We start from the raw sequence: 21,379 nt of genomic DNA, 5'->3' as shown, positions 1-21,379 counted from the left end.
CGGCGCGGCTGGCTGCTGCACGGCACGCCGCGCGGCGCGGTCCACGTGGACGAGGGGGCCGCCGCGGCCCTCCTGAAGGGCAAGTCCCTCCTGCCGAGGGGCGTGACGCGCGTGGAGGGCAGCTTCGACTTCGGGGACGTGGTGCGCGTCCACGGGCCCTCCGGGCCGGTCGCGCAGGGCCTCTCGAACTACTCCGCGGCGGACGTGGAGCGCATCCGGGGCCTCGCCACGCACGAGATCGAGGGCGCGCTCGGCACGAAGGACTTCGACGAGGTCGTGCACCGCAACCAGCTCGTGCTGCTCCAGCCGCAGGAATGACGAGGGGCCCCCGGCGAGTTCCGGGGGCCCCTCGAACCGGGGCGTCAGGACGCGCGGCGTCCACGGCCCGACAGGGCGCGGATGAGCATCACGACCGGCAGAGCGGGCAGCGCGAGCAGCGCCAGCACCCCGCGCGACAGCAGGCTGCCGGGACCGGGCAGTGGTCCCGCCGGGCCACGCGCGGGGGACGCGGCGTTCGTGGCAGCGGGCGCGCCCCCACCACCGATGCCGGTCGCACCGGGACGCGCGGGCGTCGGGGTGGTGGCGGGCACGGGCGAGTTCGGCGTCTTCTGCGCGGCCTCCAGCTCGGCCTGGCTGGGCGTGGGGTCGATGTCGCTGCCCGCGCGGGCCAGCGCGAGCTTCTTCTCGGGGCTGCGGACGCCCCCGGCGCGCGAGCCGAGCCGCTGGCTGTGCACCCACGTGATCTCCGCGCCGAGGAAGAGGATCTGCGCGGAGTAGTAGATCCACAGCAGCAGCACCACGAGCGAACCGACCGCGCCGGGCACGCTCGTCCCGCCGAAGCGCCCGAAGTAGAAGCCGATCAGCGCCTGCCCGATCGTGAACAGCACCGCCGTGACGAACGCGCCGAAGCGCACGTCGCTCCACGAGAGCTTCACGTCCGGCAGGTAGCGGTACACCACGCTGAACATGCCCGTGAAGAGCGCCACGGAGAGCAGCAGCGTCCCGATCCGCGCGAAGATCGCGCCCGCCCCGATGATGTCTCCGAGCTGCGAGGCGTACGCCGACAGGATCGTGTTGCCCACGACGAACGCGAGGATCAGCACCACGAACAGCAGCACCAGCACGAAGGACACCAGTCGCGATCGCACGACCTTCCAGAAGCCCGACACGGGCGCCGGGTCCGCGCCCCACAGGGTGTTGATGGCGTCCTGCAGCTGCACGAACAGGCCCGTCGCGGAGAAGAACAGGATGACGAAGCTCAGGACGCTGCTGAGGATGTTGGTGCCCGACTTGCTGGCGCTGTCGAGCAGGGGCGTGAGGACCTGCTCCACGTTCGCGCCGCTCCCGACGGCGTTGCCGATCGTCTGGAAGAGCTGCTGGCGGATCTCGTCCCGACCGAGAAAGAGGCCCGCGATGGACACGAGCAGCACGAGCAGGGGACCGATGGACGAGATGGCGTAGTAGGCGAGCGCCGCGCCGAGGCGCGGCGCCTTGTCCTGGCCGAAGGCCTTGAAGGAATCCACGAGGATCGCGCGGGCATCGTCGAACGTCACGCCCCAACTGTAGGAGCGCCAGGCGTGCGGGTCATATGGCGAGGCTAAAGGGACCCGCAGGAGATGCGCCCACGACGCGAAGCGAGCCCGGGTGCAGGGGCCGGGCTCGCGGGTTCAGGGTTTATTTGAGTTTAAAGAGCAGGAGTTCCGTGCCAGCCTGGCACACTCCCGTGAATGAGATCGCGCGTTCCACAGGAAAGCCGATGGCCTTCTGGCCCTCCCGGCCGACCGGGTAGTTCTGCCCGTTGATCTGGAATTGCCCAGGGCGGGGCTCCCAGGCGGTTCCGGTGGGATAATCTTCATATGCTCGGCCACAAAAAATAGCATAGTCGCCCTTTTCTTTTACTGCTATCCTCAATTTCCCGGTCTTCTTTGAAATACTTGTCCCAAATTTTCCTCCATAAGGTGGTGTCTCCGTCATTCTCTGCCGCACTGGCACTTTTCTCAGTTCTGACATGCTCACCACTCTGACCCCTGCTATCGCAGAAATCGTCGAGGATATAAACAAATAAGCACTGATCATTGTAAAACTGATGGATTTTTTCATTTGTAAATCATTTATATTACAAGTGGAGTTGCTGTCATAACAGCAACTCCATCGTACAACGTGCTTACTTCTCGCATGTTGATATTCAACAAAAGACCCACTATCGAATGGGACTCTCACAGAGGCGAATCATCCTTCACCAGCGGATGTTCCGACCCGCTCAAGGGGTCCCTTCAGTGCGCTTCCGCCTGCAGCTCCTCAGTCTTCGCCCAGCAGGGGGGCCAGCCGGTTCGGGCCTGGGGCGTCAGTGCGCTCCCGCCTGCAGGTCCCGCCAGGCCCCGAACGTCACCGGGAAGAGCGGCTCGGCGAGTTCGGCCATCGCGCGCGCGTAGAGCATCGTCTCGTACTGCGCGCCCTTGTGGTCGCGCAGGCCGAGGAAGTGGAGCAGGCTCCTCAGGTTGAAGGTCCAGTAGCTCTCGGTGTACATCGCCTGCGGCAGCACGCCGCGCGCCTGCTCGCGGGTCACGCCGAGCGCGAGGAGCCGTTCGTACGCCTCGTAGGCGGTGCGCCACGCGCCCGCCCAGACGTCGTGCGCCTCCGCCTGATCGATGGTGCCCTCCTCGTCCACGACGGACGCCTGACGGTTGCTGCGCGCCTGCCTGCGGAACTCGGCGGGGGTGTAGACGCGCTCCTGCACCTCCACGTAGCGCCCCGAGATTTCATTCTTGCTGACGCCAACCCTATGTCTGACCATCTGCCGATCGACAAAAATGGGGCAGACGATCTTGTACGTGATGAGGTTGTGCTCGAAGGGACTGCCGTGCTTCTCGCGCAGGAGGTAGCGGATGAGCTTCTCGTCACGCGCGTCGAGCGGGAGGCTGTTGTCCCCGCCGAAGGAGACGCGGGCGGCGTTGACCACGGACTTGTCGTCCCCCACGTGCTGGACGAGCGCGACGCTTCCGACGCCGTCGGCGAGCGGGTACAGGATCTTCTCGGCGGTCATGGCGGTCATGCGGCCCAGCGTACATGAGGAGGGCGTGAAGGAGATGAACGCGGTCGGGCCACGTCAGACCGGCTCCCCGACGAGCGCCTCCAGGCTCAGGCCGCCCGCGCGCAGCACCGCCTCCATCTGCGCGGGCGTCACGGGCAGCACGCTGAGGCGGTTGCCGCGCCGCACCAGCGCGAAGTCCGCGAGCTGGGGCAGGGCGCGCAGCTCGTCCAGTGTCACGAGCCGCGCGAGCGGACGCACGGGCGCCACGTCCACCATGCTCCAGCGGGGCTCGTCACGGGAGCTGCGCGGATCGAAGTAGGGACTGGCGCCGTCGAACTGCAGGTCGTCCGGGTACGCGGCCCGGATCACGCGCGCCACGCCCGCCACGCCCGGCGCCTTCGTGTTGCTGTGATAGAAGAGCGCCAGGTCGCCCACGCTCATCTCGCGCAGGAAGTTGCGCGCCTGATAGTTGCGCACGCCGTTCCACGGCTCGCGCCCGACCCGGGTGAGGTCCGCGAAGGAGAAGACGTCCGGTTCGGACTTGAGCAGCCAGTAACGCACGCCCCTCATGGTAATCGGTTCAGGAAATCTTGACTCTGTCGGCGGGCGCACCTCCGGACCCGCCAGGGTAGGGTCGCGCACCTTGGCCGCGCGGACACGCCACTACAGTGCGGGTATGCGCCGCTCTCCGTGGCTTCCGATCCTGCTGCTCGTCGCGGTGGGCCTGTACTTCGCGCCACGTGAGTCCGGGCGGCCCTTCGAGTTCAACTTCGACTTCAGCCCCATCCCACGCCTCCAGTCCCCCGCCGACCTGCCCGCCGAGGCGCAGGACCTCTTCCGCAAGACGCGGCCCGCCAGCGTCCGCGTGGAGCAGAGCCAGGACGTGTACGGCGCGCCCGACGCGATCGGCACGGGCTTCTTCATCGACTCCAAGGGGACCCTGCTCACCGCCTACCACGTCATCGAGGGCGCGAAGTTCCTCAACGTCACGACCGTGTCCCGTCAGCGCTTCCGCGCGGAGGTCGTGGGCTTCGACGCGGCGCGCGACGTGGCCGTCCTGAAGGCGAACGTGCGCGGCACCGTCCCGTACCTCCAGCTCGCCGAGCGCTCCCCGCGCATCGGGGAGCGCGTCCTCGCGGTCGGCAACAGCAGAGGGCAGTTCCTCCAGCCGCGCCGGGGCCGACTGCTGAGGCTCGGCGCGGAAGCCGCGCGCGCGGACTTCCCGCAGGGCACGCTGGAGATGAACGCGCCGCTCGCGCCGGGCGACTCGGGCGGACCCATCGTGGACTCGGCGGGCCGCGCGATCGGCGTGGTGAGCTACATCCGCCTCGCGGACGGCGCGTTCGGCCTCAACCAGAACCCGGACGACGTGGAGACCCTCGCGTCCTACGCGGTGCCCGTCACGTCCGTCGACGAGACGGTGCGGGCCCTGCGGCGCGGCGAGAAGCGCGACGTGCCCGCCCTCGGCGTGAGCGAGTCGCAGCACGCCAGCTTCCTCGGCGGGCGTGGCGCCGTCATCGGCCGGGTCTACGCGGGCACTCCCGCCGCCGAGGCGGGCCTGCGCAGCGAACGCGCCGTGCCCGAGGGCAGCGGCGACAACACGGACCGTCGCCTCGTCGCGGACGTGGTCGTCGCGGTGGACGGGCAGCCCACCGGGAACTTCAACGACCTGCTCTTCCAGATCCGTCAGAAGCGCGTCGGCGAGACGGTCGCCCTGACGGTCCTGCGCGACGGGAAGCGCGTGAAGGTGGACGTGAAGCTCGCGCCGCGCGCGTCCATCAACTACGACCAGCCCTGAAGCGTGAAGGAGGGCGCCCCCGGTGAGCTGACCGGGGGCGCCCTCCTTCGCCGCGCGTCTACGCGAGGTCCGCGAGGATCTCGTCGACGGTGCGCTTCACGCAGGTGAACATCGGCGTGTCCGACAGGGTGTAGTTGCTCGCCTCGGTGTAGCGCAGACGATGCACGAGATCCACGAACTCCTGCGGGTAGTCGCTGTCGAAGCTCACGATGAACTCCTGATCGTCGATGCCGTAGGAATAGCTCGTGTTGATCCGCACGCCCTTGAACGGCGTGCTCGCGTGGATGTGCTCGTCCATCATGCCCTGACGCGCCAGCGGCGTCAGGTCGTACCACGCGCGGGTCTTCACGAAGGGGTAGATGAACAGGAACTGCCCCTCGCCGGGCAGCAGTTCCAGCCCGTGACCGCTGCCCTCCACGCGGTTCACGTACTGGCTGCGCTTCTGCATCGAGATGAAGTTGTACGGCTGCGTCAGGTAGCCCGCGAGGCGCGTGCGGTTCAGGCGGCCCTGCGCCTCCGTGAAGTCACGCACGTCGAACGCGATGCGCCACAACATGAAGTCCGCGTCGCCGCGCACGCCCACGAGGGAGTACGAGCGCTGGATGCGGCCCGCCTCGCGCGGGGCCTCCGCCTCCCAGGACGCCGCCGCCGCCGCGAACTCCGCCTTGAGCTCCGCCTGCTCCTCGCGCGGCAGGCGCCGGAAGGCCGGGTCGAGCCTGAAGAACGCGTAGTTCAGGAACTGCCGCTTCGCGCGGTCCGGCTCGCGCTGCGTCACCTGACCGCTCGGGTCGAGGTCCACCATCATCTTCGGACGGCCACCGCCCGCGCCGGGACGTCCGCCGCCCTGCGGGGCGCCCTCCGGGGCGCCCTGTGGCCGCTGCTGCTCGTCCGCCATCAGCGGATCGTCTCCCCGACGAGGTTCGTGGTGAGGCCGAAGTTGTCCGCGTACAGCGACTGGATCTCCGTGAACTCCGCGTCCGTGAGGGGCCGCGCGCCAAAGGTGGCGGCGTAGTCCCTCAGGCCCGCCTCGTCGTAGATGTTCGGCAGCACCGACGCCATCGCGGGGGAACGCAGCGCCCACTGGATCGCGAGCTGACCGAGGGTGCGGCCCTCCAGGAAGCGCTCGCGGAGCACGTCCACCTTCTTGAGGCCGTCCTCCATCCAGGCCTTGCGGCGCTCGTTGGTGGTCAGGCGCCAGTTGCGGTGGTCACCCGGCTCGAACTTCGTGTCGAGCGTCATGAAGCCCTCCAGCAGACCGCTCGCGTGCGGCACGCGCGCCATGACGCCCACGCCCTCACGTTCCGCGACGGGCAGGATCTTCTCACCGAGCACCTGCTCCAGCAGGTTGTAGATGATCTGCGTGGGCGCGCGGCGCTCCTCGACGCTCGCGACGCCCTCCTCAATCTGCCGTTCGTTCAGCGCGGGCCCCAGCGCCGTCCCGTACGCGCGGACGAGGCCCTCGTCCTTCGCGCGCTCCAGCTCGGCCCAAAGGTCGTCGCGGCGGATCGCGTCGAGGCGGCAGTTGTGCAGCTGATAGTAGTCCACGCGGTCCGTGCCCAGACGACGCAGCGAACCCTCCAGCGCCTTTCGCATGTACTGCGGGGACCAGTCGTGCGGGCGCTCCTGCTGCCCCGGACGCTCCGGGTGGTTGTAGATGTCGTAGCCGAACTTCGTCGCGATGACGATCTCGTCGCGGCGGTCGCCGAGGGCCCTGCGCAGGATCTCCTCGGCGTTCCCGCTGGCGTACGTGTCCGCCGTGTCGAAGAAGGTCACGCCGAGGTCGAGGGCCTGCTGGAGGAGACGCACGCCGAGCGCCTCGTCCTTCACGCCCCACCACGTCGTCCCGACGGTCCAGACGCCGAACCCCAGCGCGCTCACGCGCAGGTCCGTGCCGAGCAGTTGACGGTAGTCCATGCGGGAATTCTAGGCGCGCGCGGCGAATGGCATGGGGGACAAAGGTACTGTGGGGAAATGTTGAAACACGTCTCCTTCCTCACCCACCACCCCGAGGCCGTCGTCGAGTTCTACGCGCGGCTCGGCGGGCGGCCCGTCAAGGACGTCGTCTCCGGGGACGGGCTGCGTCGGCTCGTCGTGCAGTTCGAGGGGGGCGGGAAGCTCCAGTTCTTCGCCGTTCCCGAGCCCGTCGCGCCCACCTCGTCGTGGATGGAGCACGTCGCGCTGGAACTGCCGGACCTGCACGCCAGCATCGCGGAGCTGCGCGCGCTCGGCGTGACGTTCACGCGGGACCTGCACCTCTCCCCCGGCGGCAACCCCGTGGCGTTCGTCGCGGACCCCGACGGGCGGCAGGTGGAGCTCCTCCAGCAGGGACTCTGACACGAAGAACGGCGCCACGGACTTCCGTGACGCCGCCCACGTCCCTGTCCTGTCAGGGACCTTCCTTGTACACCCGGCTCGGATACCAGTACTCCTGAAGCAGCAGCTTGCCGAGCGCCGCGAGCGGCACCGCCACGAGCGCCCCCACGATCCCGAAGAGGCCCAGCCCGATCAGGATGCTGAGGATCACCGTGATGGGGTGCAGGTCCGTCGTGCGGCCCAGAATGTACGGCGAGAGGAAGTTGCCCTCGATCTGGTTCGCGACGACGAACACGACGATCACGAGCACCACCTTCAGCCAGCCGAAGGGCAGCGCGAGCAGCAGCGCGGGCGTGATGCCGATGATCACGCCGAGGTACGGGACGATGTTGAACACGCCCGCGATGAAACCGATCGCGGCGGCCTGCGGCACCCCAATGATCGCGAGGCCCACGCCGACCATCGTGCCGACCGCGGCGGCGATGAGGATCTGACCGCGCAGGTACCCGCCGACGGCGGTCTCGACGTTGTCCGCGACCTCCAGAACGCGCGGCTGCCAGCGGCGCGGGAAGGCGCGCAGCAGCGTCAGACCGACCTTGTCGAAGCCCGCCATCATGTAGATGCTCAGGATGAGGATCACGACGAAGTTCCCGAGCCAACCCGCGGCGGCCGAGAGGCCGCCCACGAGGGGTCCGTTGGTGGACAGCAGACGCTGCACGAACGGCAGGACGTTGCGCTGCAGGGTGGCCGCGCCGTTCTGCGTGAAGTTCGTGATCTGATTCTGGAGGTCCCCGATGAGCGGGGCGCCGCGGAACCGTTCGGCCCACACGTTGAGTCTCCCGAGGAGCTGGTTGCCCTGCTCCACGAGCTGCGGCAGCTGCTGCAGCAGCTGCGCGAACTGTCCGACGATCGCGACGAGCAGCGTGGACGCGAGCGCGAGCAGGCCGAGCAGGATGAGCAGCACGAGCAGGATGCCGACGCCGCGCCGGATGCGTCTGCGCTCCAGCCAGGTCAGGAAGGGATTGGCGAGGTACGCGACGATGTAGGCGATCACGGCGAGCGTGAGGACGCTGGCGATGCGTCCGATGAAGCGGTACGTGAGGTACGCGAGGACGGCGAACACCACGACGCGCACGTAGGGGTTGCGCCACACGAGCGCGAACGCGTTCGGCCTGGAATCTTGGGTCATGCGGAACCTTGGGTCATGGGCGCGTTGGACTCCTTCGGCGCCGACGCGGCGCCTGCGGTCACGCTAACACGCCCGGACCGCGCGCCCCGCCTGACTCCAGACACGATGAGGGCACCCGCGCGGGGTGCCCTCTCGTCCGCTCACACGGGCGGTCAGTAGCGGCGTTCGACGACCTGCCCGGCCCCGCCGAGCGGCGCGGCGGGAGAAGTGCCGGTCCTCGCGAGGACCGCCCCGGCGGACCCGGCGCGGACCTTCACGCCCTTCGGAAAGGTGCGGCTGGACCCGACGGCGGGCGTGCCCTCGTAGAGGACCTGTCCGGACGCGCTCGTCACGCGGACCCAGGAAAGGCCACGGAACTGCAGTTCGACGCCCTGCGCGGCGGTCTGCGGCGTGGCGGGCTTCGCCGCGTCCGTCTTCACCGCGTCCGTCTTCGCGGGCGCGGTCTGGTCGGGCACGACGGTCGTGGTGACGGTCGTGTCGGTGGTGGCGGGCTTCTGCGCCGCCGCGCCCGGCTTCTGCCCGGCGGTGGGCGTGGCCTGGGGCTTGGCCCCCTCGGAGGTGGCGCTCCCCGCGTCGGTCGTCGTGCCGGGCTGGGTACCCGCGATGGGCGTGGCGGCGGGCGCGGCCTCGGCGGACACGCCCTTGAGCGCGGACGCTTCCTTGTCGCCGTCGCGGCGCAGGTCGGCGGTGACGCGGCGGTCGGCGTCGAGACGGACGGTGCCGGACGCGGCCTTGAAGCCCGTGAGCTCCACCCGCAGACGGCCCGCGCCGCGCGCTTCGAGCGGGAAGTCCTGCACGGGCGTGAGCCCGAGCAGACGATTGTCGAGGTAGACCTTCGCGCCGCGCGGCGTGCTGTCCACCGTGAGGGCGACGTTGCGGGCGGCGGGCGTCGAGGCGACCTGCTCCTGCGCGGGTTCGGGTTCGGCGGCGCTCTGCGCGCCCGCCTGCCACGCGGAGTAGCCCCACCAGCCGAGCGCGCCCGCGACGACGAGGCCGCTCAGGGCCGCGAGGATCGGGCCGACCGGAAGGACGGGGGCGCGCTTCTGATGCAGCTGTCCGCGCAGCGCCTGCGCGATCTCGGGACGCTGCGGCACGACGCGGTCGAACTCCGCGAGCAGGGCGTTCTCGTCGAGGCCGAGCTCGTGGGCGTACCTCTGGAGGTAGCTGCGCGTGAAGAGCCGTTCCGGCAGGGCGCTCATGTTGCCCTCTTCGAGGGCGGTGAGGTAGTCGATGCGGATCTTGGTTCGCGTGGCGAATTCGCGCAGGTCGAGACCGGTGGCCTCGCGCGCGGCCCTTAGCTGTTCTCCGATGGTTCCTGGACGCATTGTGCCTCACGGTCACCGTACCACGTCAGGTGAGCAGAACCTTGAGAGAAAGTGGACGATGTGAGAGACCCGCCTCATGAGGGCGGGAGGAGGGACACGCCCTCCTCCCGCCCGGCGACCGCGGAGTTCAGCCGTCGAAGGGCTTGCCGACCGCGCGGGGGGCGGCGGCGCGGCCCGTGAAGACCAGCGCGAGGATCGTGATGAGGTACGGCAGCGCCTCCACGAGGCTCGGCGGGAGCACCTGCGCGCCGCCGAGCTGGATGGACAGGGCGCGCAGGAAGCCGAACAGCAGGGTCGCGCCGAGCACGCCGAGCGGACGCCACTGCCCGAAGATCAGCGCGGCGAGCGCGATGAAGCCCTGCCCGGCGCTGATGTTGCGGGTGAAGGCGTCGAGGTTGCCGATGGAGAGGAACACGCCCGCCGTGCCCGCCAGCAGCCCGGAGATGACGACGGCGCCGTAGCGGACGCGGCGCACGTTCACGCCCATGCTGGCCGACGCCTGCGGGTGCTCGCCGGTCGCGCGGATGCGCAGGCCGTAGGGGGTGCGGTAGAGGACGTACCACGTGACGGCCACCATCAGGAACGCGAAGAACACGGGCGGGGAGAAGCGCAGCACGTCCCCGAAGCCCCACAGCGGGAGGGCGTTCTCGACGCGCTTGGAGTCGGTGGCGCTGTTGTAGAGCGCGCCGAGCAGCACGGGCGGCACGCCGAGCGCGAGGAGGTTCACGGCGGTGCCGCTGATGATCTGGTCCGCGCGGTACTTGATGCTGATCACGCCGTGGATCCACGCGACGAGTCCGCCCACGGCGGCCCCGCCGAGCCAGCCGATCCAGGGGGCGAGCGCCCCGAGCGAGCCCTCCACGCGTTCGGTGATGACGGCCCCGGCGAGCGCGCCGAAGATGATGATGCCCTCCAGGGCGATGTTGACGATGCCGGAGCGTTCGCTGTAGAGGCCGCCGAGCGCGGCGAGCAGCAGGGGCGCGGTGGAACGGATGAGCGTCGCGAGGAACGCGAGGGTGAAGAGGTTCTGGAGGAAGTCCATGCTCAGGCGTCCCTTCCGTCGTTGCGGGGGTCGTTCGCCTCGGTGGCGGGCGGGCCCTCACCGGCCTGCGCGCTGGTGTTCTCGGCCTTGTTCCCGAGCGTCTCGCGGTTCTCGGCGCTGGAGCGCGCGAGGTTCGGGAGGAGCACGGCGGGCGGCGGGTTGGTGATGCGTTTGGGCAGGAAGCCGCCCGCCGCGATGAACAGCACGATGAGCGCCTTGAGCACCGTCACGATGTCCTTGTTGATCGCGTCGAGCTGCTGGTCCACGTAGAGGCCGCCCGTGTCGATGGTGCCGAACAGCACGGCCGCCGCGACGACCCCGGCGGGCGTGGACTGCCCCATCAGCGCGACGGTGATGCCGTCGAAGCCGACGTTCTGGTACGGGAGGTTCTGCGTGAGGCGGTACTGCCCGGCGAGCGCGCCGCCCATGAGGTAGTGGGTGGACGCGAGGCCCGCGAAGGCGCCCGCGATGGTCATGGCGAGGACGGTGGAGCGCGCCACGTTGATGCCGCCGTACTCGGCCGCCTTGGGGCTGAGGCCCACGGCGCGCAGCGCGTACCCGCCGGAGGTGCGCCACAGGAACACCGCGAAGAACACGACGGCGGCGAGCGCGATGAGGAAGGCGAGGTTGAGGGTGCTGCCCGCGAGGTTGAAGGACGTGTTGACGCGCACGCCCAGCCACGTCCACGTGAGGGGCAGCGTGAGCACGGCCGCGCCGAGCGCGATGAGCAGGCGGCGGCGGTTGCGCGCGAGGAAGGCGTACACGGCGGCGAACACGACGAGCGCCGCGAGGGGCGCGAGCGGGACGAAGCCGGGCTGGCCCGCCTGCAGGCCGAGCAGCTGCGGGATCTGGGCGAGGCGCGCGTCGGGGCGGAGTTCCTGGCTGACGGCCTCGTTGACGCCCTGCGGCTTGAAGGGCAGGTTGAAGGTGCGCCCGAAGACCGGGAAGGTGTTGCTGCTGATCAGGAAGATGAAGATCGCGGAGGCGATGTAGTTGAGCATGATGGTGTTGATGACCTCGCTCGAACCGAACCGGGCCTTGAGGAAGCCGGGGATGGCGCCCCACAGCGCCCCGCCGAGCGCGGCGGCGATCACCGTGAGGACGGCGTGCAGCACGCCGGGCACGGGGAGGTACACGCCCACGAGCATCGCGAGGATGGCGCCCGCCGCGATCTGGCCGGGCGCGCCGATGTTGAACAGGCCCGCGCGGAACGCGAAGGCCACCGCGAGGCCCGCGAAGATCAGGGGTGTGGCGAGCGTGAGCGCCTGGAAGAAGTCGCCGAGGTCCGCGAGGGGCGCAAAGAGCGTGGTGTACACGAACCACACGAGGTCGATCTTGCCGTACCACGCGGCCGCGCCGACGGCGGGCGTGCTGGACGGGACGGGCTGGATGACCAGCACGACGACCGCGCCGATCACGACGGCGAGCGCGATGGCGACGAGCGGCACGAGCGCGGCGCGCAGGCGGTTGAGCCGGGCGTACCACGCGGGGAAGCCGCTGATGCCCGCGAGCGTCGTGACGAGGCCCGCGAGCATGACCGTGAAGATGCCGAGGTTCGCGGCGCCGTTCGCCTGCGGGATGCGGCGCAGGGGCGTGCCGCCCGCGACGAGGTCGCGGACGACGGCGGCGGTGGCCGTCTCGAAGGTGACGGCGGCGAGCACGCCGAGCGCGAGGGTGACGAGGCCCGCGAGCCACAGCCAGCGCGCGCGGGTCACGGCGGCCACGGCGGTCGCGGCGAGCGCGGCGAGCGCGGCCCAGCCGAAGGCGAGGGTGGGTCCGAACGCGGGAAGGACCTGCGGGGGGAAGCCCGTCAGGTCGAGCGTCCTGCCGGGGAAGAGCAGCAGGGTCGAGGCCCCGCCGAACCCGCGACCGACCGTCGCGTAGGGAAACAGGAAGAGTCCCACGGCGGCCAGCACGGCGAACACGAGGCTGATGTTCGCGGCCTGCCGGGAGGGACGATGTTCGAGGAGCGTCACGAGGGTCATTGTACGGAACCCCGCCCGCGCAGGGGTCATGCCGGGGCCGGGCGGATGGCGCCGGGGGCGTGGATCGGGTATGCTCCCTGCGGTATGGAACGTACGTTTGCCATGGTCAAGCCCGACGGTGTCCGTCGTGGCCTCAGCGGTGTGATCCTCGACCGCTTCATCCGCAAGGGCTACCGCGTGGTGGGCCTCAAGCAGCTCGTGATCTCGCGCGAGCTGGCCGAGCAGCACTACGCCGAGCACAGGGAGCGTCCCTTCTTCGGTGAGCTGGTGGAGTTCATCACGAGCGGTCCGGTCGTCGCGATGGCCCTGGAAGGCGAGGGCGCCATCGCGGGCCTGCGCACGATGATGGGCGCCACGAACCCCAAGGACGCGACGCCCGGCACGATCCGCGCGGACTTCGCGACCACCATCGGGGAGAACATCATCCACGGCAGCGCGAACGCGGACGACGCGGCGCGCGAGCTGGGGCTGTTCTTCTCGGACGCGGAACTGCTGAAGTAAGGCGTCTGAACGAGGGCCGACGGCGTTCGCCGTCGGCCCTCGCCGTTTCCGGAAACGACGCTTCCCGGGCGTGGTGAAAAACCTACTGGGCAAACCTTAAGAAAAGTGTCATGATACGGGTACTCATGAAACAGTTCGGTGTTCGTCGTCTCAGCCACCGCGATCATTACCGACAGTACTTCGCCGTCACCGAGAACGGCGTGGACGTCGCCTATACCGACACGCCCGAGAAGGCCGCCCGGCTGCGCGAGGCCCTCGAACGGCTCGAGGGGGGTCACGGCCACCTCCAGATCGGCGTCCGGCAGAGCGCCTGACCCTCCCCTGCCCCCTTCACGAACCCGCGGCCCTCGCCGCGGGTTCGTGTCCTCTGTACACTGTGGAAGGACGCGCCCGCGTCACGGCCCCCACGGGCCGCCCAGCCCGACACTGACACCGGGGCCCCGGCCCCGCGGAGGTCCCCCATGTTCGAGGTCCACCTCTCCGAGAAGGCCCGCAGCCTCAAGCCGTCCTCCACCCTGGCCGTCACGGCCCGCGCGCTCGAACTGCAGCGCCAGGGCGTGAACGTGGTCAGCATGGCCGCCGGAGAACCCGACTTCGACACGCCCGACCACGTCAAGGAGGCCGCCATCGCGGCCATCCGCGCGGGCAGGACGAAGTACACGCCCGTGCAGGGCGTTCCCGAACTGCGGCAGGCCATCGCGGACAAGTTCGCGCGTGAGAACGGCCTCAGCTACACGGCGGATCAGGTGACCGTCTCCACGGGCGGCAAGCAGGCGCTCTTCAACGCGTTCTTCGCGCTCCTCGATCCCGGCGACGAGGTCATCATCCCCGCGCCGTACTGGGTCAGCTACCCCGAGATGGTGGCCTTCGCGGGCGGCGTGCCCGTCCCCGTGGACACCCGCCCCGAGGACGGCTACGACCTCGACGTGGACGCCGTGCGCGCCGCCCTCACGCCCCGCACGAAGGCCATCGTGATCAACTCGCCCGCCAACCCCACGGGCGCCGTGTACCCCGAGGCGACCCTGCGCGCCATCGCGGACCTCGCCGTGGAGCGCGGCCTCGTCATCGTCACCGACGAGATGTACGAGCACATCATCTACGACGCCGAGCACGTCTCCATCGCGACCTTCGCGCCCGAGCACACCCTCACCATCAACGGCGCCAGCAAGGCGTACGCCATGACGGGCTGGCGCATCGGGTACTCGGCGGGCCCCCTGCCGCTCATCCGCGCGATGAACGCCATCCAGGGCCAGAGCACCAGCAACGCCAACAGCGTCGCGCAGTGGGCCACCGTGGCCGCGCTGCAGGACAGCCCGGAGAGCCGCGCCTTCATCGAACGGGGCCGCGGGCTCTTCCGCGAACGCCGCGACCGCATCGTCGCGGGCCTCAACGAGCTCGGCCTGCCCACGCCCCTGCCGCAGGGCGCGTTCTACGTCATGGCCGACACCACCAGCATCAACCCGGACGAGCTGGAGGCCGCGCGCGTCATCCTCGACGACGCCCGCGTCGCCGTGGTGCCCGGCACGGACTTCCGCGCGCCGGGCCGCGTGCGCCTCTCGTACGCCACCAGCCTCGAGAAGATCGAGGAGGCGCTCGCGCGCATCGGGAAGCTCACGGGCGTCGGCGTCTGACCCGGCGAACAGGAAGGGCGAGGACTCCGGGAGTCCTCGCCCTCCCTTCTGCCGTCAGTCCGCCGCCATCGCGGGCTCGTGCGTGTTCCCCTGCCAGTCGGTGAGGCTGTAGACCGTCGCGACGGTCCCGAGCAACCCCAGGAAGTACAGGCGGGCCTTCGGGTCCTTCAGGGCGCCCGTCATGGCGGGAAGCGCCAGCAGGGCGGGCGCGCTCGCGAGCTCGATCCTGCCGTGCGTCGGGAAGGGCAGCGCGTGCTTCACCCCGAGCGGCATGTCCGTGAGGGCGCTCACCGCGAGGTACGTGCCCGCGAAGGCGTACGAGAGGAGCCGGGCGGGCCCCTTGAGGCCGAGGACGCTGGGCGCGGCCAGCATCAGCGCGACGGACGAGTAGTCGATCATGCCGTGCGTGCGGGGCGAGATGGGCTTCATGTCTTCATGGTGCGGGCCGTGCATGTTGCCCGGCTTTGAGGACGCCCAGCAGGGTCACAGGTTGCGCCGCGGGCCGCTTCACGTAAGCTTGAGGGAGGCGGCGCAACCCGGCGGCAGCCGGGCGCGTACGTGCTTCTCGGAGGTTCTCCATGACGTACGACCCGAATCAGGCCAGCCACTCCCTGCAGCAGTTCCTCAGCGAGACCGCCGAACGCGACCGTCCCGGCGACGTGTTCGAGCTCGAAAGCTCCAAGATGCTGGAGGTGAAGGTGCGCGGCCGCGTGTGGAGCAAACTCGGCGCGATGGTGGCGTACAAGGGCAACCTCAGCTTCCGCCGCGAGGGCATGCTGGAGGGCGGCATCATGAAGGCCCTCGTGCGCGCCGTGAGCAAGGAGATGGAGCCCCTCGCGAAGATCGAGGGGCAGGGCGTGTGCTACCTCGCCGACCAGGGCAAGGAGATCACGGTCCTCAGGCTCCAGGGCGACTCCATCAACGTGAACGGCAACGACCTGCTCGCGTTCGAGGACAGCGTGCAGCACGAGATCACCATGATGCGCCGCGTGGCGAGCATGATGTCCGGCGGCCTCTTCAGCGTCCGCGTGCGCGGGCACGGTCTCGTCGCGATCCTCTCGCACGGCAAGCCGCTCACGCTGCGCGTCACTCCGAACGAGCCCGTCTTCACCGACCCCAACGCGACGGTCGCGTGGTCCGGGAACCTCCAGCCGCAGCTGCGAGTGGATTCGAGCCTGCGCTCGATCTTCGGGCGGGGCGGCGGGGAGACGTACCAGATGGTCTTCCAGGGCGACGGCTTCGTCGTCGTGCAGCCCTACGAGGAGTTCGAGCAGGGCCTCGGCGGGGACGACCACTCGCAGGGCCACTCGGGCGGGCTGGGACGCCAGCTGGGAGATCTGTTCGACTGAATGAAAGCAGAGACGCGCGACGCAACAAACCCGAACAGCCGGGCCGCCCCGGCTGTGGGAACCCATGAAAGCAGAGACGCGCTGATCGCTCCACCCGGACGCCCGGACCGCTCCGCCCATGAGTGTGGAGACGCGTCACCGCCCATGACGAAAGCGAGGGACCGCTCCCGAGCGTATTCGGACCGCCTTCACCCGTTCGTCACGCCTCCGTCGACGCCTCACCCGTACACTGCTCGCATGAAGGTCGGAATCGTGGGTGTGGGGTTCGTGGGCGCGACGGCGGCGTACGCGATGGTGCTGCGCGGCAGCTGTTCGGAGATCGTGCTGGTGGACCTCGACGAGGCGCGCGCGCGGGCGGAGGCGGCGGACATCGCGCATGCCGCGCCCGTGTCGCACGCGGTGCGTGTCACGAGCGGCGGGTACGCGGACCTCGCGGGCGCGCGGGTCGTGGTGATCGCGGCGGGCGTGAACCAGCAGCCGGGCGAGACGCGTCTGCAGCTGCTGGCGCGCAACGCCGTCATCTTCCGCGAGGTGGTGCCGCAGGTGCTGGCGGCGGCGCCGGAGGCGGTGCTGCTCGTCGCGACGAACCCGGTGGACGTCATGACGGACCTCACGGCGCGTCTGGCCGGCGGGCACGAGCGGGTGATCGGGTCGGGCACGGTGCTCGACAGCGCGCGCCTGCGGGCGCTCGTGGCGGAGCGCGCGAACGTGGACCCGCAGCACGTGCACGCGTACGTGCTGGGCGAGCACGGCGATTCGGAGGTGCTGGCGTGGTCCACGGCGGACATCGCGGGCCTGCCGATCGCGGAGTTCTTCGAGCGTCAGGGCCTCGCGTGGAACGACGAGGTGCGCGCGGAGATCGACGACCGGGTGCGGCACGCGGCCGCTTCGATCATCGCGGGGAAGCGTGCGACGTACTACGGGGTGGGCGCGGCGATCGCGCGGATCGCGGAGGCGGTGCTGCGTGACCGCCGCGCGGTCCTGACGGTGTCCGGCCCGAGCACGTACGGGGTGTCGCTGTCCCTGCCGCGCGTGGTGGGCGGCGCGGGCGTCCTCGCGACGCTCATGCCGCGCCTCTCGGAGGAGGAGTCGGAGGCGCTCGAACGCAGCGCGGGCGTGCTGGGCGAGGCCGTGGCGCAGCTCTGAGGGGCAACGCGAAGGCCGCCCCTCTCGTGGGCGGCCTTTCGTCGTTCGACCTCAGCGGTTGGGGTTGGTGGGGTTGGCGGGCAGGCCGGGCGGCGTCGCGATGGGCTGTACGCCAGGGTCGGGCGTGGTGGGCGCGGGCGCTCCGGGCGTGCCGGTGTCGTTGCCCGCTCCTGACGCGTCGTTCGTGTCGTCGCCGTCCTGGAAGGTGCCGGTGATGCCGCCCCCGGAGGAGAGCGCGACGACCTCGCCCGTGTCGAGGTTGTAGCGGATCGTCTCGGCCTTGAGGGTGTCGCGCGGGGTGCTGCTCTGCGCGGGCCTTTCCTTCGAGCCGCGCATGATGGCGACGTTGCGGGTGTCGTCGTAGTCGACGCGGGCGGCGGTGCTGGTGCGGTCGCCGTCCTTGAACTGCACGTTCCCGACGAGGGTGGTGGTCTCGCGGTCCACGTCCACCTCGATGCGTTCGCTGCTGCCGGTGAGCTTCTCGCGGTCGAAGGTGATGGGCCCCGCGATGCGCGCGATGCCGTCGGATTCGTCGTAGACGAGGTTGCTTCCCTTGAGCTTCGTGCGGCCCTGCGTGACGTCCACCGTGCCGGGCTCCACCTTCGGGTTCACCTCGACCTCGCAGAGGCTGAAGCGGTCCGTCTTTCCTGGCGGCGCCTCGTCGAGGTAGCGGGCGGTGCCGGCGCTCACCTCGACGCGTCCGTCGCCGCCCTCCTTCTTCGTGACGACCGCGAGGGGCGCGCGGATGACGTTCTTGTCGACCGTGACCTCCACGCCGCGCGCGGTGGTCTCGGAGTACACCGTGATGGTGGGCGTGCCCTCGGGGTCCTCGTCGCGGGGAGCGCAGGTCGCGGCGATGCCGGTCTCGTCGGTGCCGACGCGGCGGATGCGGATGACGCGCGTCTCGCCGGACTTCGTCTTGCGTTCCACGCTGATGGACACCTCGGGCAGGTCCTGCGCGCCTTCGGGGGCGTCCGGGGCGTCCGGGGTGTCCGGGGCCGCGGGAGCCTGGGGTGCGGCAGGAGCCTGCGGCGCGGCGGGCTGGACCTGCTGCTGCGGCGCGGGCGTGGCGGGGGGCGTGTCCTGCGCGAGCGCGAGGCCGAAGAGCAGCCCGAGCCCGAGGGGACGCAGGCGTCCGCCTCGGCGGGGTCGGGTCTGTTCGGGACGCTGGGGCACGGTCGCGTTACTTCTCGGTGGTGAGCTTGAACTGGTCGGTGGGGATCTTGTAGCCGCCGGTGAGCTGACGGACGCGTCCGAGGTCGATGCGCTGCTCGAGCACGTTGCCGGTGACCTTGGTGCCTTCCTTGGCGTTGCTGCTGACGGCGTTCCCGACGATCACGGCGAGGTTCTTCCTGTCATCGTAGAACATCTGGTCGCCGGTGGTGGTCGTGTCGCCCGACACGAGGCGGATCTTGCCCTTGACGTAGAGCAGCTTGTTCGTGGTGAGGATGCGGGCCTCGTCGCCGGTGATGGCGAGGGGTTTCTGCTTGCCGCGCGCGGCGCGGTTCATCTGGACGCTGCCGGTGAGCAGGCCGAGCTCCTTCTTCTCGTCGAAGACGAGCTTGCTGCTGGTGCCGGTCTGCGCGCCGTTCACGAGCTTCACGCCGCCCTCGGAGGTGCTCATGTCGGTGTCCACGTCGAAGCTCATGGTGGTCGCGCTGATGTTGACGACGTCGTCGTCCTTCTTCTCGGGGGTGTAGACGGCGCTCGCGCCGCCCTTGAGGGTGCCCGCGCCGGAGACCTCGCTGTAGGACAGGCTGGGGCCCTTGGCGGTGAGGCGCCCGCGCACGACGGTGACGTTGCCGCTGAACTCGGCGGTGCGTTTGCCCTCGGCGCTCGTGATGGGCGTGCCGGCGGGCGCGGCCATCACGGCGCGCGGCGCGCTGATCCTGAGGGTGCTGACCGTCGCCTTGATGGGCGCGGCGTCACTGCCGGTGAAGGTGTAGGGGCCGTTGCGGAGGTCGCCCGTGAAGTTCTTGCTCTCGATCTTGAGGACGCGCGAGCCTTCCTGGGCGGCGAGGGCGGCGCCCACGAGGGCGAGGGTGGCGAGGGTGAGTCGTTTCATTGGTTGGTCCTCCTGGGGACGAGCTTGCCGTTCACGCACTGCTCGGTGCTGTCGAGGTTGGCCTGCAGCGAGGTGTTCTGGAAGTTCACCTGCTTGAGATCGAAGCTGGCCTGCACGGGTCCCGCCGTGAAGATCGCGTCGGGGTACTGGATGCGGGCGCGCGGGCCGCTGAAGCCGGTCTGCTGGTCGATGACGACGGGCTGCGCGTCCGTGCCGCTGATGCTGACCGTGAGGCACTGCGCGGGGATGTAGAGCCGCGCGCTCGTGGAGCGCAGGTTGTCCGACGCATCGATGGTGAGTCGGTCGGTGCGGACCTCCGTGTCGAGCTTGCCGGACACGAAGCGCTCTCCGCGCCGCAGCCTGTCGATGGTGGTCTCCCCGGATTCGGGGTCGGCGGTGATGGTGTCCGCCTCGAAGCGCCACTCGGCCTGCTGGTCGGCGGCGGGGTAGAGCTTGAGGCTGACGCCGCGCAGCACCACGCCCGACGACGCCTCGGTCGTGCCGCGGGGGATGAGGGCGACGATCACGCCGAGCAGCACGATCACGGCGAGCACCACGGGGCTGTACTTCAGCACGAAGGCAGCATAGCGGCGCCCTCATGAGAACGGTAGCGGAAAACACCGAGGAGCCTGTGCGGTGGGGTCAGCGCGCCGTCAGGAAGGGCGTGGGCGAGGTTTTCACGCTCCGCGCGCGTCGTCTGCCGCAGAGTGGGAGGCGAGATGTCCGAGCGCGACGAGACCCCCAGGCAGTCCGAACGACCGGCGGGAAGCGTGCCCTTCATGGGCCTCCTAATCCTCTCCATGGCGTTCCTGACCTTCGGGGCGCCCGCCGCGCTCCCTGGACACGGCGGGCCGCTGGAAGGCCGCGGAGTCCCTCGTGGTGGGGCCGCTCGCGCTCGCGTACCTCGTGTGGAGGCTGCTGGGAAACTGAATGTCCCGCGCGCTCACCTGCTACCTTGCGCGCATGATCGACACGCACTGCCACCTCGATTACCTCGACGATCCGGATTCCGCGCGGGGTGAGCTGGGCCTCACGGCGATGGTCTGCATCGGCGCGGACGTGGAGCACGCCCGGAACGCCGTCGCGCTCGCGGAGCGCTTCGGGGACGTGTACGCCACGGTGGGTCTGCACCCGACGGAGGCGGGGTCGGACTCGGCGGACCTGCGCGCGGAGATCGAGCGGCTGAGCCTGCACCCGCGCGTGGTGGGGATCGGGGAGAGCGGCGTGGACTACTACTGGGACGCGGCGACGCCGCGGGCTCAGCGTGAGGCGCTCGCGTGGCAGCTGGACCTCTCGCGCCGTCGGGATCTTCCCATCGTGATCCACACGCGGGACAAGGCCGGGCAGGACGGCGCGGCGCGCGACTGCGCGGCGCAGCTCACGGAGGCGGGCTGGGGGCGGGGCATCCTGCACTGCTTCAGCGGGCACGCGGGCCTGCTGCGCGCGGGGCTGGACCTCGGCTTCCACGTGAGCTTCGCGGGGAACGTGACGTACAGGAACGCGCACGAGATCCGCGAGGCGGCGCGCTTCGTGCCGCGCGACCGGATCCTGGTGGAGACGGACGCGCCGTTCCTCGCGCCCGTGCCGAACCGCGGGAAGCCGAACCGTCCGGGGTACGTGCGCCACACGCTGCGTTTCCTCGCGGACCTGCTCGGGATGCCGGAGGAGGAGTTCGAGGCCGTCACGGACGCGAACGCGCGCGCGGTGTACCGCCTGGGCGAGGTGGACGCGCGCGGCGCGGTCTAGACGACCTCCACCTCGGCCTGACCGCGGGTGGCGTCGCGCAGCGCGCTCGTGAAGCGCTCCACGTCGTCCGCGAGGAGGTCGAGGTGCAGGGCGAGGCCGCGCTCGCCGTAGGTCTCATCGCCGCGACGCGGGTCGAAGTCGCCGAGGAGGCGGTAGAGGGTGCTGACGTGCTCGAAGCCGACGCGCGCGACGACCTTCGCGCGGGGCCGGACCGTCTCGCGCGCGGCGAGACGCAGGCACTCGGCGGCGCTCCCGCCG

General features: G+C 70.2%; 23 protein-coding genes and 1 pseudogene. 9 read left to right on the top strand and 15 right to left on the bottom strand.

All coding sequences use genetic code 11. From position 1 onward, the window contains the following. The coding region (locus tag DEIPI_RS0108655) for a PUA domain-containing protein (RefSeq protein WP_027481517.1) at positions 1-318 on the top strand (318 nt) is incomplete at its 5' end. 44 nt (positions 319-362) lie between these two features. On the opposite strand, the gene DEIPI_RS0108650 is transcribed toward DEIPI_RS0108655, so the two are convergent. The 4 genes from DEIPI_RS0108650 to DEIPI_RS0108640 form a co-directional block, all read right to left on the bottom strand. Continuing rightward, entirely contained in the window at positions 363-1,553 is a 1,191-nt protein-coding gene (locus tag DEIPI_RS0108650) for a YihY/virulence factor BrkB family protein (protein ID WP_027481516.1), read from the bottom strand. Positions 1,554-1,674: 121 nt separating this feature from the next. After that, positions 1,675-2,100: a hypothetical protein gene (locus DEIPI_RS37575; protein WP_157463560.1), complete on the bottom strand. Its 426-nt coding sequence runs from the start codon at positions 2,098-2,100 to the stop codon at positions 1,675-1,677. A 244-nt stretch (positions 2,101-2,344) separates the two neighbouring features. Further along, positions 2,345-3,052 carry an FAD-dependent thymidylate synthase gene (gene thyX / locus DEIPI_RS0108645; RefSeq protein WP_052351667.1) on the bottom strand — a complete coding sequence of 236 codons (708 nt, stop codon included), beginning with the start codon at positions 3,050-3,052 and terminating at the stop codon, positions 2,345-2,347. Between the two features lie 54 nt (positions 3,053-3,106). Then, positions 3,107-3,592, bottom strand: a complete 486-nt coding sequence (locus DEIPI_RS0108640) for an EVE domain-containing protein (RefSeq protein ID WP_027481514.1) — start codon at positions 3,590-3,592, stop codon at positions 3,107-3,109. A 115-nt stretch (positions 3,593-3,707) separates the two neighbouring features. On the opposite strand from DEIPI_RS0108640, the gene DEIPI_RS0108635 reads away from it, so the two are divergent. Continuing rightward, the gene (locus tag DEIPI_RS0108635) at positions 3,708-4,829 is read left to right on the top strand and encodes a S1C family serine protease (protein WP_045233949.1); all 1,122 of its coding nucleotides are present in this window, start codon (positions 3,708-3,710) and stop codon (positions 4,827-4,829) included. A gap of 58 nt (positions 4,830-4,887) precedes the next feature. Here DEIPI_RS0108635 and DEIPI_RS0108630 read toward each other — a convergent pair whose 3' ends face one another. Beyond that, positions 4,888-5,634 (bottom strand): chlorite dismutase family protein, encoded by a 747-nt coding sequence (locus tag DEIPI_RS0108630; protein WP_027481512.1) that lies wholly within the window; start codon positions 5,632-5,634, stop codon positions 4,888-4,890. Between the two features lie 89 nt (positions 5,635-5,723). Beyond that, on the bottom strand, positions 5,724-6,743 hold the full coding sequence (locus DEIPI_RS0108625; protein ID WP_027481511.1) for an aldo/keto reductase: 1,020 nt from the start codon (positions 6,741-6,743) through the stop codon (positions 5,724-5,726). Positions 6,744-6,800: 57 nt separating this feature from the next. On the opposite strand from DEIPI_RS0108625, the gene DEIPI_RS0108620 reads away from it, so the two are divergent. Further along, positions 6,801-7,163, top strand: coding sequence for a VOC family protein (locus DEIPI_RS0108620; RefSeq protein WP_027481510.1), 363 nt, complete (start codon positions 6,801-6,803; stop codon positions 7,161-7,163). Positions 7,164-7,215: 52 nt separating this feature from the next. Here DEIPI_RS0108620 and DEIPI_RS0108615 read toward each other — a convergent pair whose 3' ends face one another. From DEIPI_RS0108615 to DEIPI_RS29710, 4 genes are all read right to left on the bottom strand, one after another. Beyond that, the gene (locus DEIPI_RS0108615) at positions 7,216-8,331 is read right to left on the bottom strand and encodes an AI-2E family transporter (RefSeq protein WP_027481509.1); all 1,116 of its coding nucleotides are present in this window, start codon (positions 8,329-8,331) and stop codon (positions 7,216-7,218) included. A gap of 152 nt (positions 8,332-8,483) precedes the next feature. Further along, positions 8,484-9,656, bottom strand: a complete 1,173-nt coding sequence (locus DEIPI_RS0108610) for a RodZ domain-containing protein (protein WP_027481508.1) — start codon at positions 9,654-9,656, stop codon at positions 8,484-8,486. A gap of 127 nt (positions 9,657-9,783) precedes the next feature. After that, on the bottom strand, positions 9,784-10,698 hold the full coding sequence (locus tag DEIPI_RS0108605; RefSeq protein ID WP_027481507.1) for an ABC transporter permease: 915 nt from the start codon (positions 10,696-10,698) through the stop codon (positions 9,784-9,786). A 2-nt stretch (positions 10,699-10,700) separates the two neighbouring features. Next, entirely contained in the window at positions 10,701-12,683 is a 1,983-nt protein-coding gene (locus tag DEIPI_RS29710) for an ABC transporter permease (RefSeq protein ID WP_169737057.1), read from the bottom strand. Between the two features lie 84 nt (positions 12,684-12,767). On the opposite strand from DEIPI_RS29710, the gene ndk reads away from it, so the two are divergent. The 3 genes from ndk to DEIPI_RS0108585 all read left to right on the top strand — a co-directional run bounded on the left by ndk (position 12,768) and on the right by DEIPI_RS0108585 (position 14,815). Then, the gene (gene ndk / locus DEIPI_RS0108595) at positions 12,768-13,184 is read left to right on the top strand and encodes a nucleoside-diphosphate kinase (protein ID WP_027481506.1); all 417 of its coding nucleotides are present in this window, start codon (positions 12,768-12,770) and stop codon (positions 13,182-13,184) included. Between the two features lie 125 nt (positions 13,185-13,309). Continuing rightward, positions 13,310-13,498 carry a hypothetical protein gene (locus tag DEIPI_RS0108590; RefSeq protein WP_027481505.1) on the top strand — a complete coding sequence of 63 codons (189 nt, stop codon included), beginning with the start codon at positions 13,310-13,312 and terminating at the stop codon, positions 13,496-13,498. Positions 13,499-13,645: 147 nt separating this feature from the next. Continuing rightward, positions 13,646-14,815: a pyridoxal phosphate-dependent aminotransferase gene (locus DEIPI_RS0108585; protein ID WP_027481504.1), complete on the top strand. Its 1,170-nt coding sequence runs from the start codon at positions 13,646-13,648 to the stop codon at positions 14,813-14,815. Between the two features lie 54 nt (positions 14,816-14,869). Here the strand turns inward: DEIPI_RS0108585 and DEIPI_RS29705 are convergent, their stop codons facing one another. Next, positions 14,870-15,244, bottom strand: a complete 375-nt coding sequence (locus DEIPI_RS29705; protein ID WP_045233948.1) for a hypothetical protein — start codon at positions 15,242-15,244, stop codon at positions 14,870-14,872. Between the two features lie 149 nt (positions 15,245-15,393). On the opposite strand from DEIPI_RS29705, the gene DEIPI_RS0108575 reads away from it, so the two are divergent. After that, positions 15,394-16,164 (top strand): AIM24 family protein, encoded by a 771-nt coding sequence (locus DEIPI_RS0108575; protein ID WP_027481503.1) that lies wholly within the window; start codon positions 15,394-15,396, stop codon positions 16,162-16,164. A gap of 237 nt (positions 16,165-16,401) precedes the next feature. After that, on the top strand, positions 16,402-17,310 hold the full coding sequence (locus DEIPI_RS0108570) for an L-lactate dehydrogenase (protein ID WP_027481502.1): 909 nt from the start codon (positions 16,402-16,404) through the stop codon (positions 17,308-17,310). A 51-nt stretch (positions 17,311-17,361) separates the two neighbouring features. Here DEIPI_RS0108570 and DEIPI_RS29700 read toward each other — a convergent pair whose 3' ends face one another. The 3 genes from DEIPI_RS29700 to DEIPI_RS0108555 are packed head-to-tail and all read right to left on the bottom strand — an operon-like array spanning position 17,362 to position 19,950. Then, on the bottom strand, positions 17,362-18,486 hold the full coding sequence (locus DEIPI_RS29700) for an LptA/OstA family protein (RefSeq protein ID WP_245588533.1): 1,125 nt from the start codon (positions 18,484-18,486) through the stop codon (positions 17,362-17,364). A 7-nt stretch (positions 18,487-18,493) separates the two neighbouring features. Beyond that, on the bottom strand, positions 18,494-19,375 hold the full coding sequence (locus DEIPI_RS0108560) for an LptA/OstA family protein (protein ID WP_027481501.1): 882 nt from the start codon (positions 19,373-19,375) through the stop codon (positions 18,494-18,496). After that, positions 19,372-19,950: a hypothetical protein gene (locus tag DEIPI_RS0108555; RefSeq protein WP_027481500.1), complete on the bottom strand. Its 579-nt coding sequence runs from the start codon at positions 19,948-19,950 to the stop codon at positions 19,372-19,374. The genes DEIPI_RS0108560 and DEIPI_RS0108555 overlap by 4 nt, the downstream gene beginning before the upstream one ends. Positions 19,951-20,338: 388 nt before the next feature. On the opposite strand from DEIPI_RS0108555, the gene DEIPI_RS0108545 reads away from it, so the two are divergent. Then, positions 20,339-21,121, top strand: a complete 783-nt coding sequence (locus tag DEIPI_RS0108545; protein WP_027481499.1) for a TatD family hydrolase — start codon at positions 20,339-20,341, stop codon at positions 21,119-21,121. Here DEIPI_RS0108545 and DEIPI_RS29695 read toward each other — a convergent pair. Then, a pseudogene (locus DEIPI_RS29695) lies at positions 21,118-21,379 on the bottom strand (DUF1949 domain-containing protein); the annotation flags it as partial. The gene DEIPI_RS0108545 and the pseudogene DEIPI_RS29695 sit on opposite strands and share 4 nt — an antisense overlap.

Origin of the sequence: Deinococcus pimensis DSM 21231, from assembly GCF_000519345.1 — a bacterium.
GTDB classification, from domain to species: domain Bacteria; phylum Deinococcota; class Deinococci; order Deinococcales; family Deinococcaceae; genus Deinococcus_A; species Deinococcus_A pimensis.
This window is presented reverse-complemented; position numbering and strand designations above follow the sequence as displayed.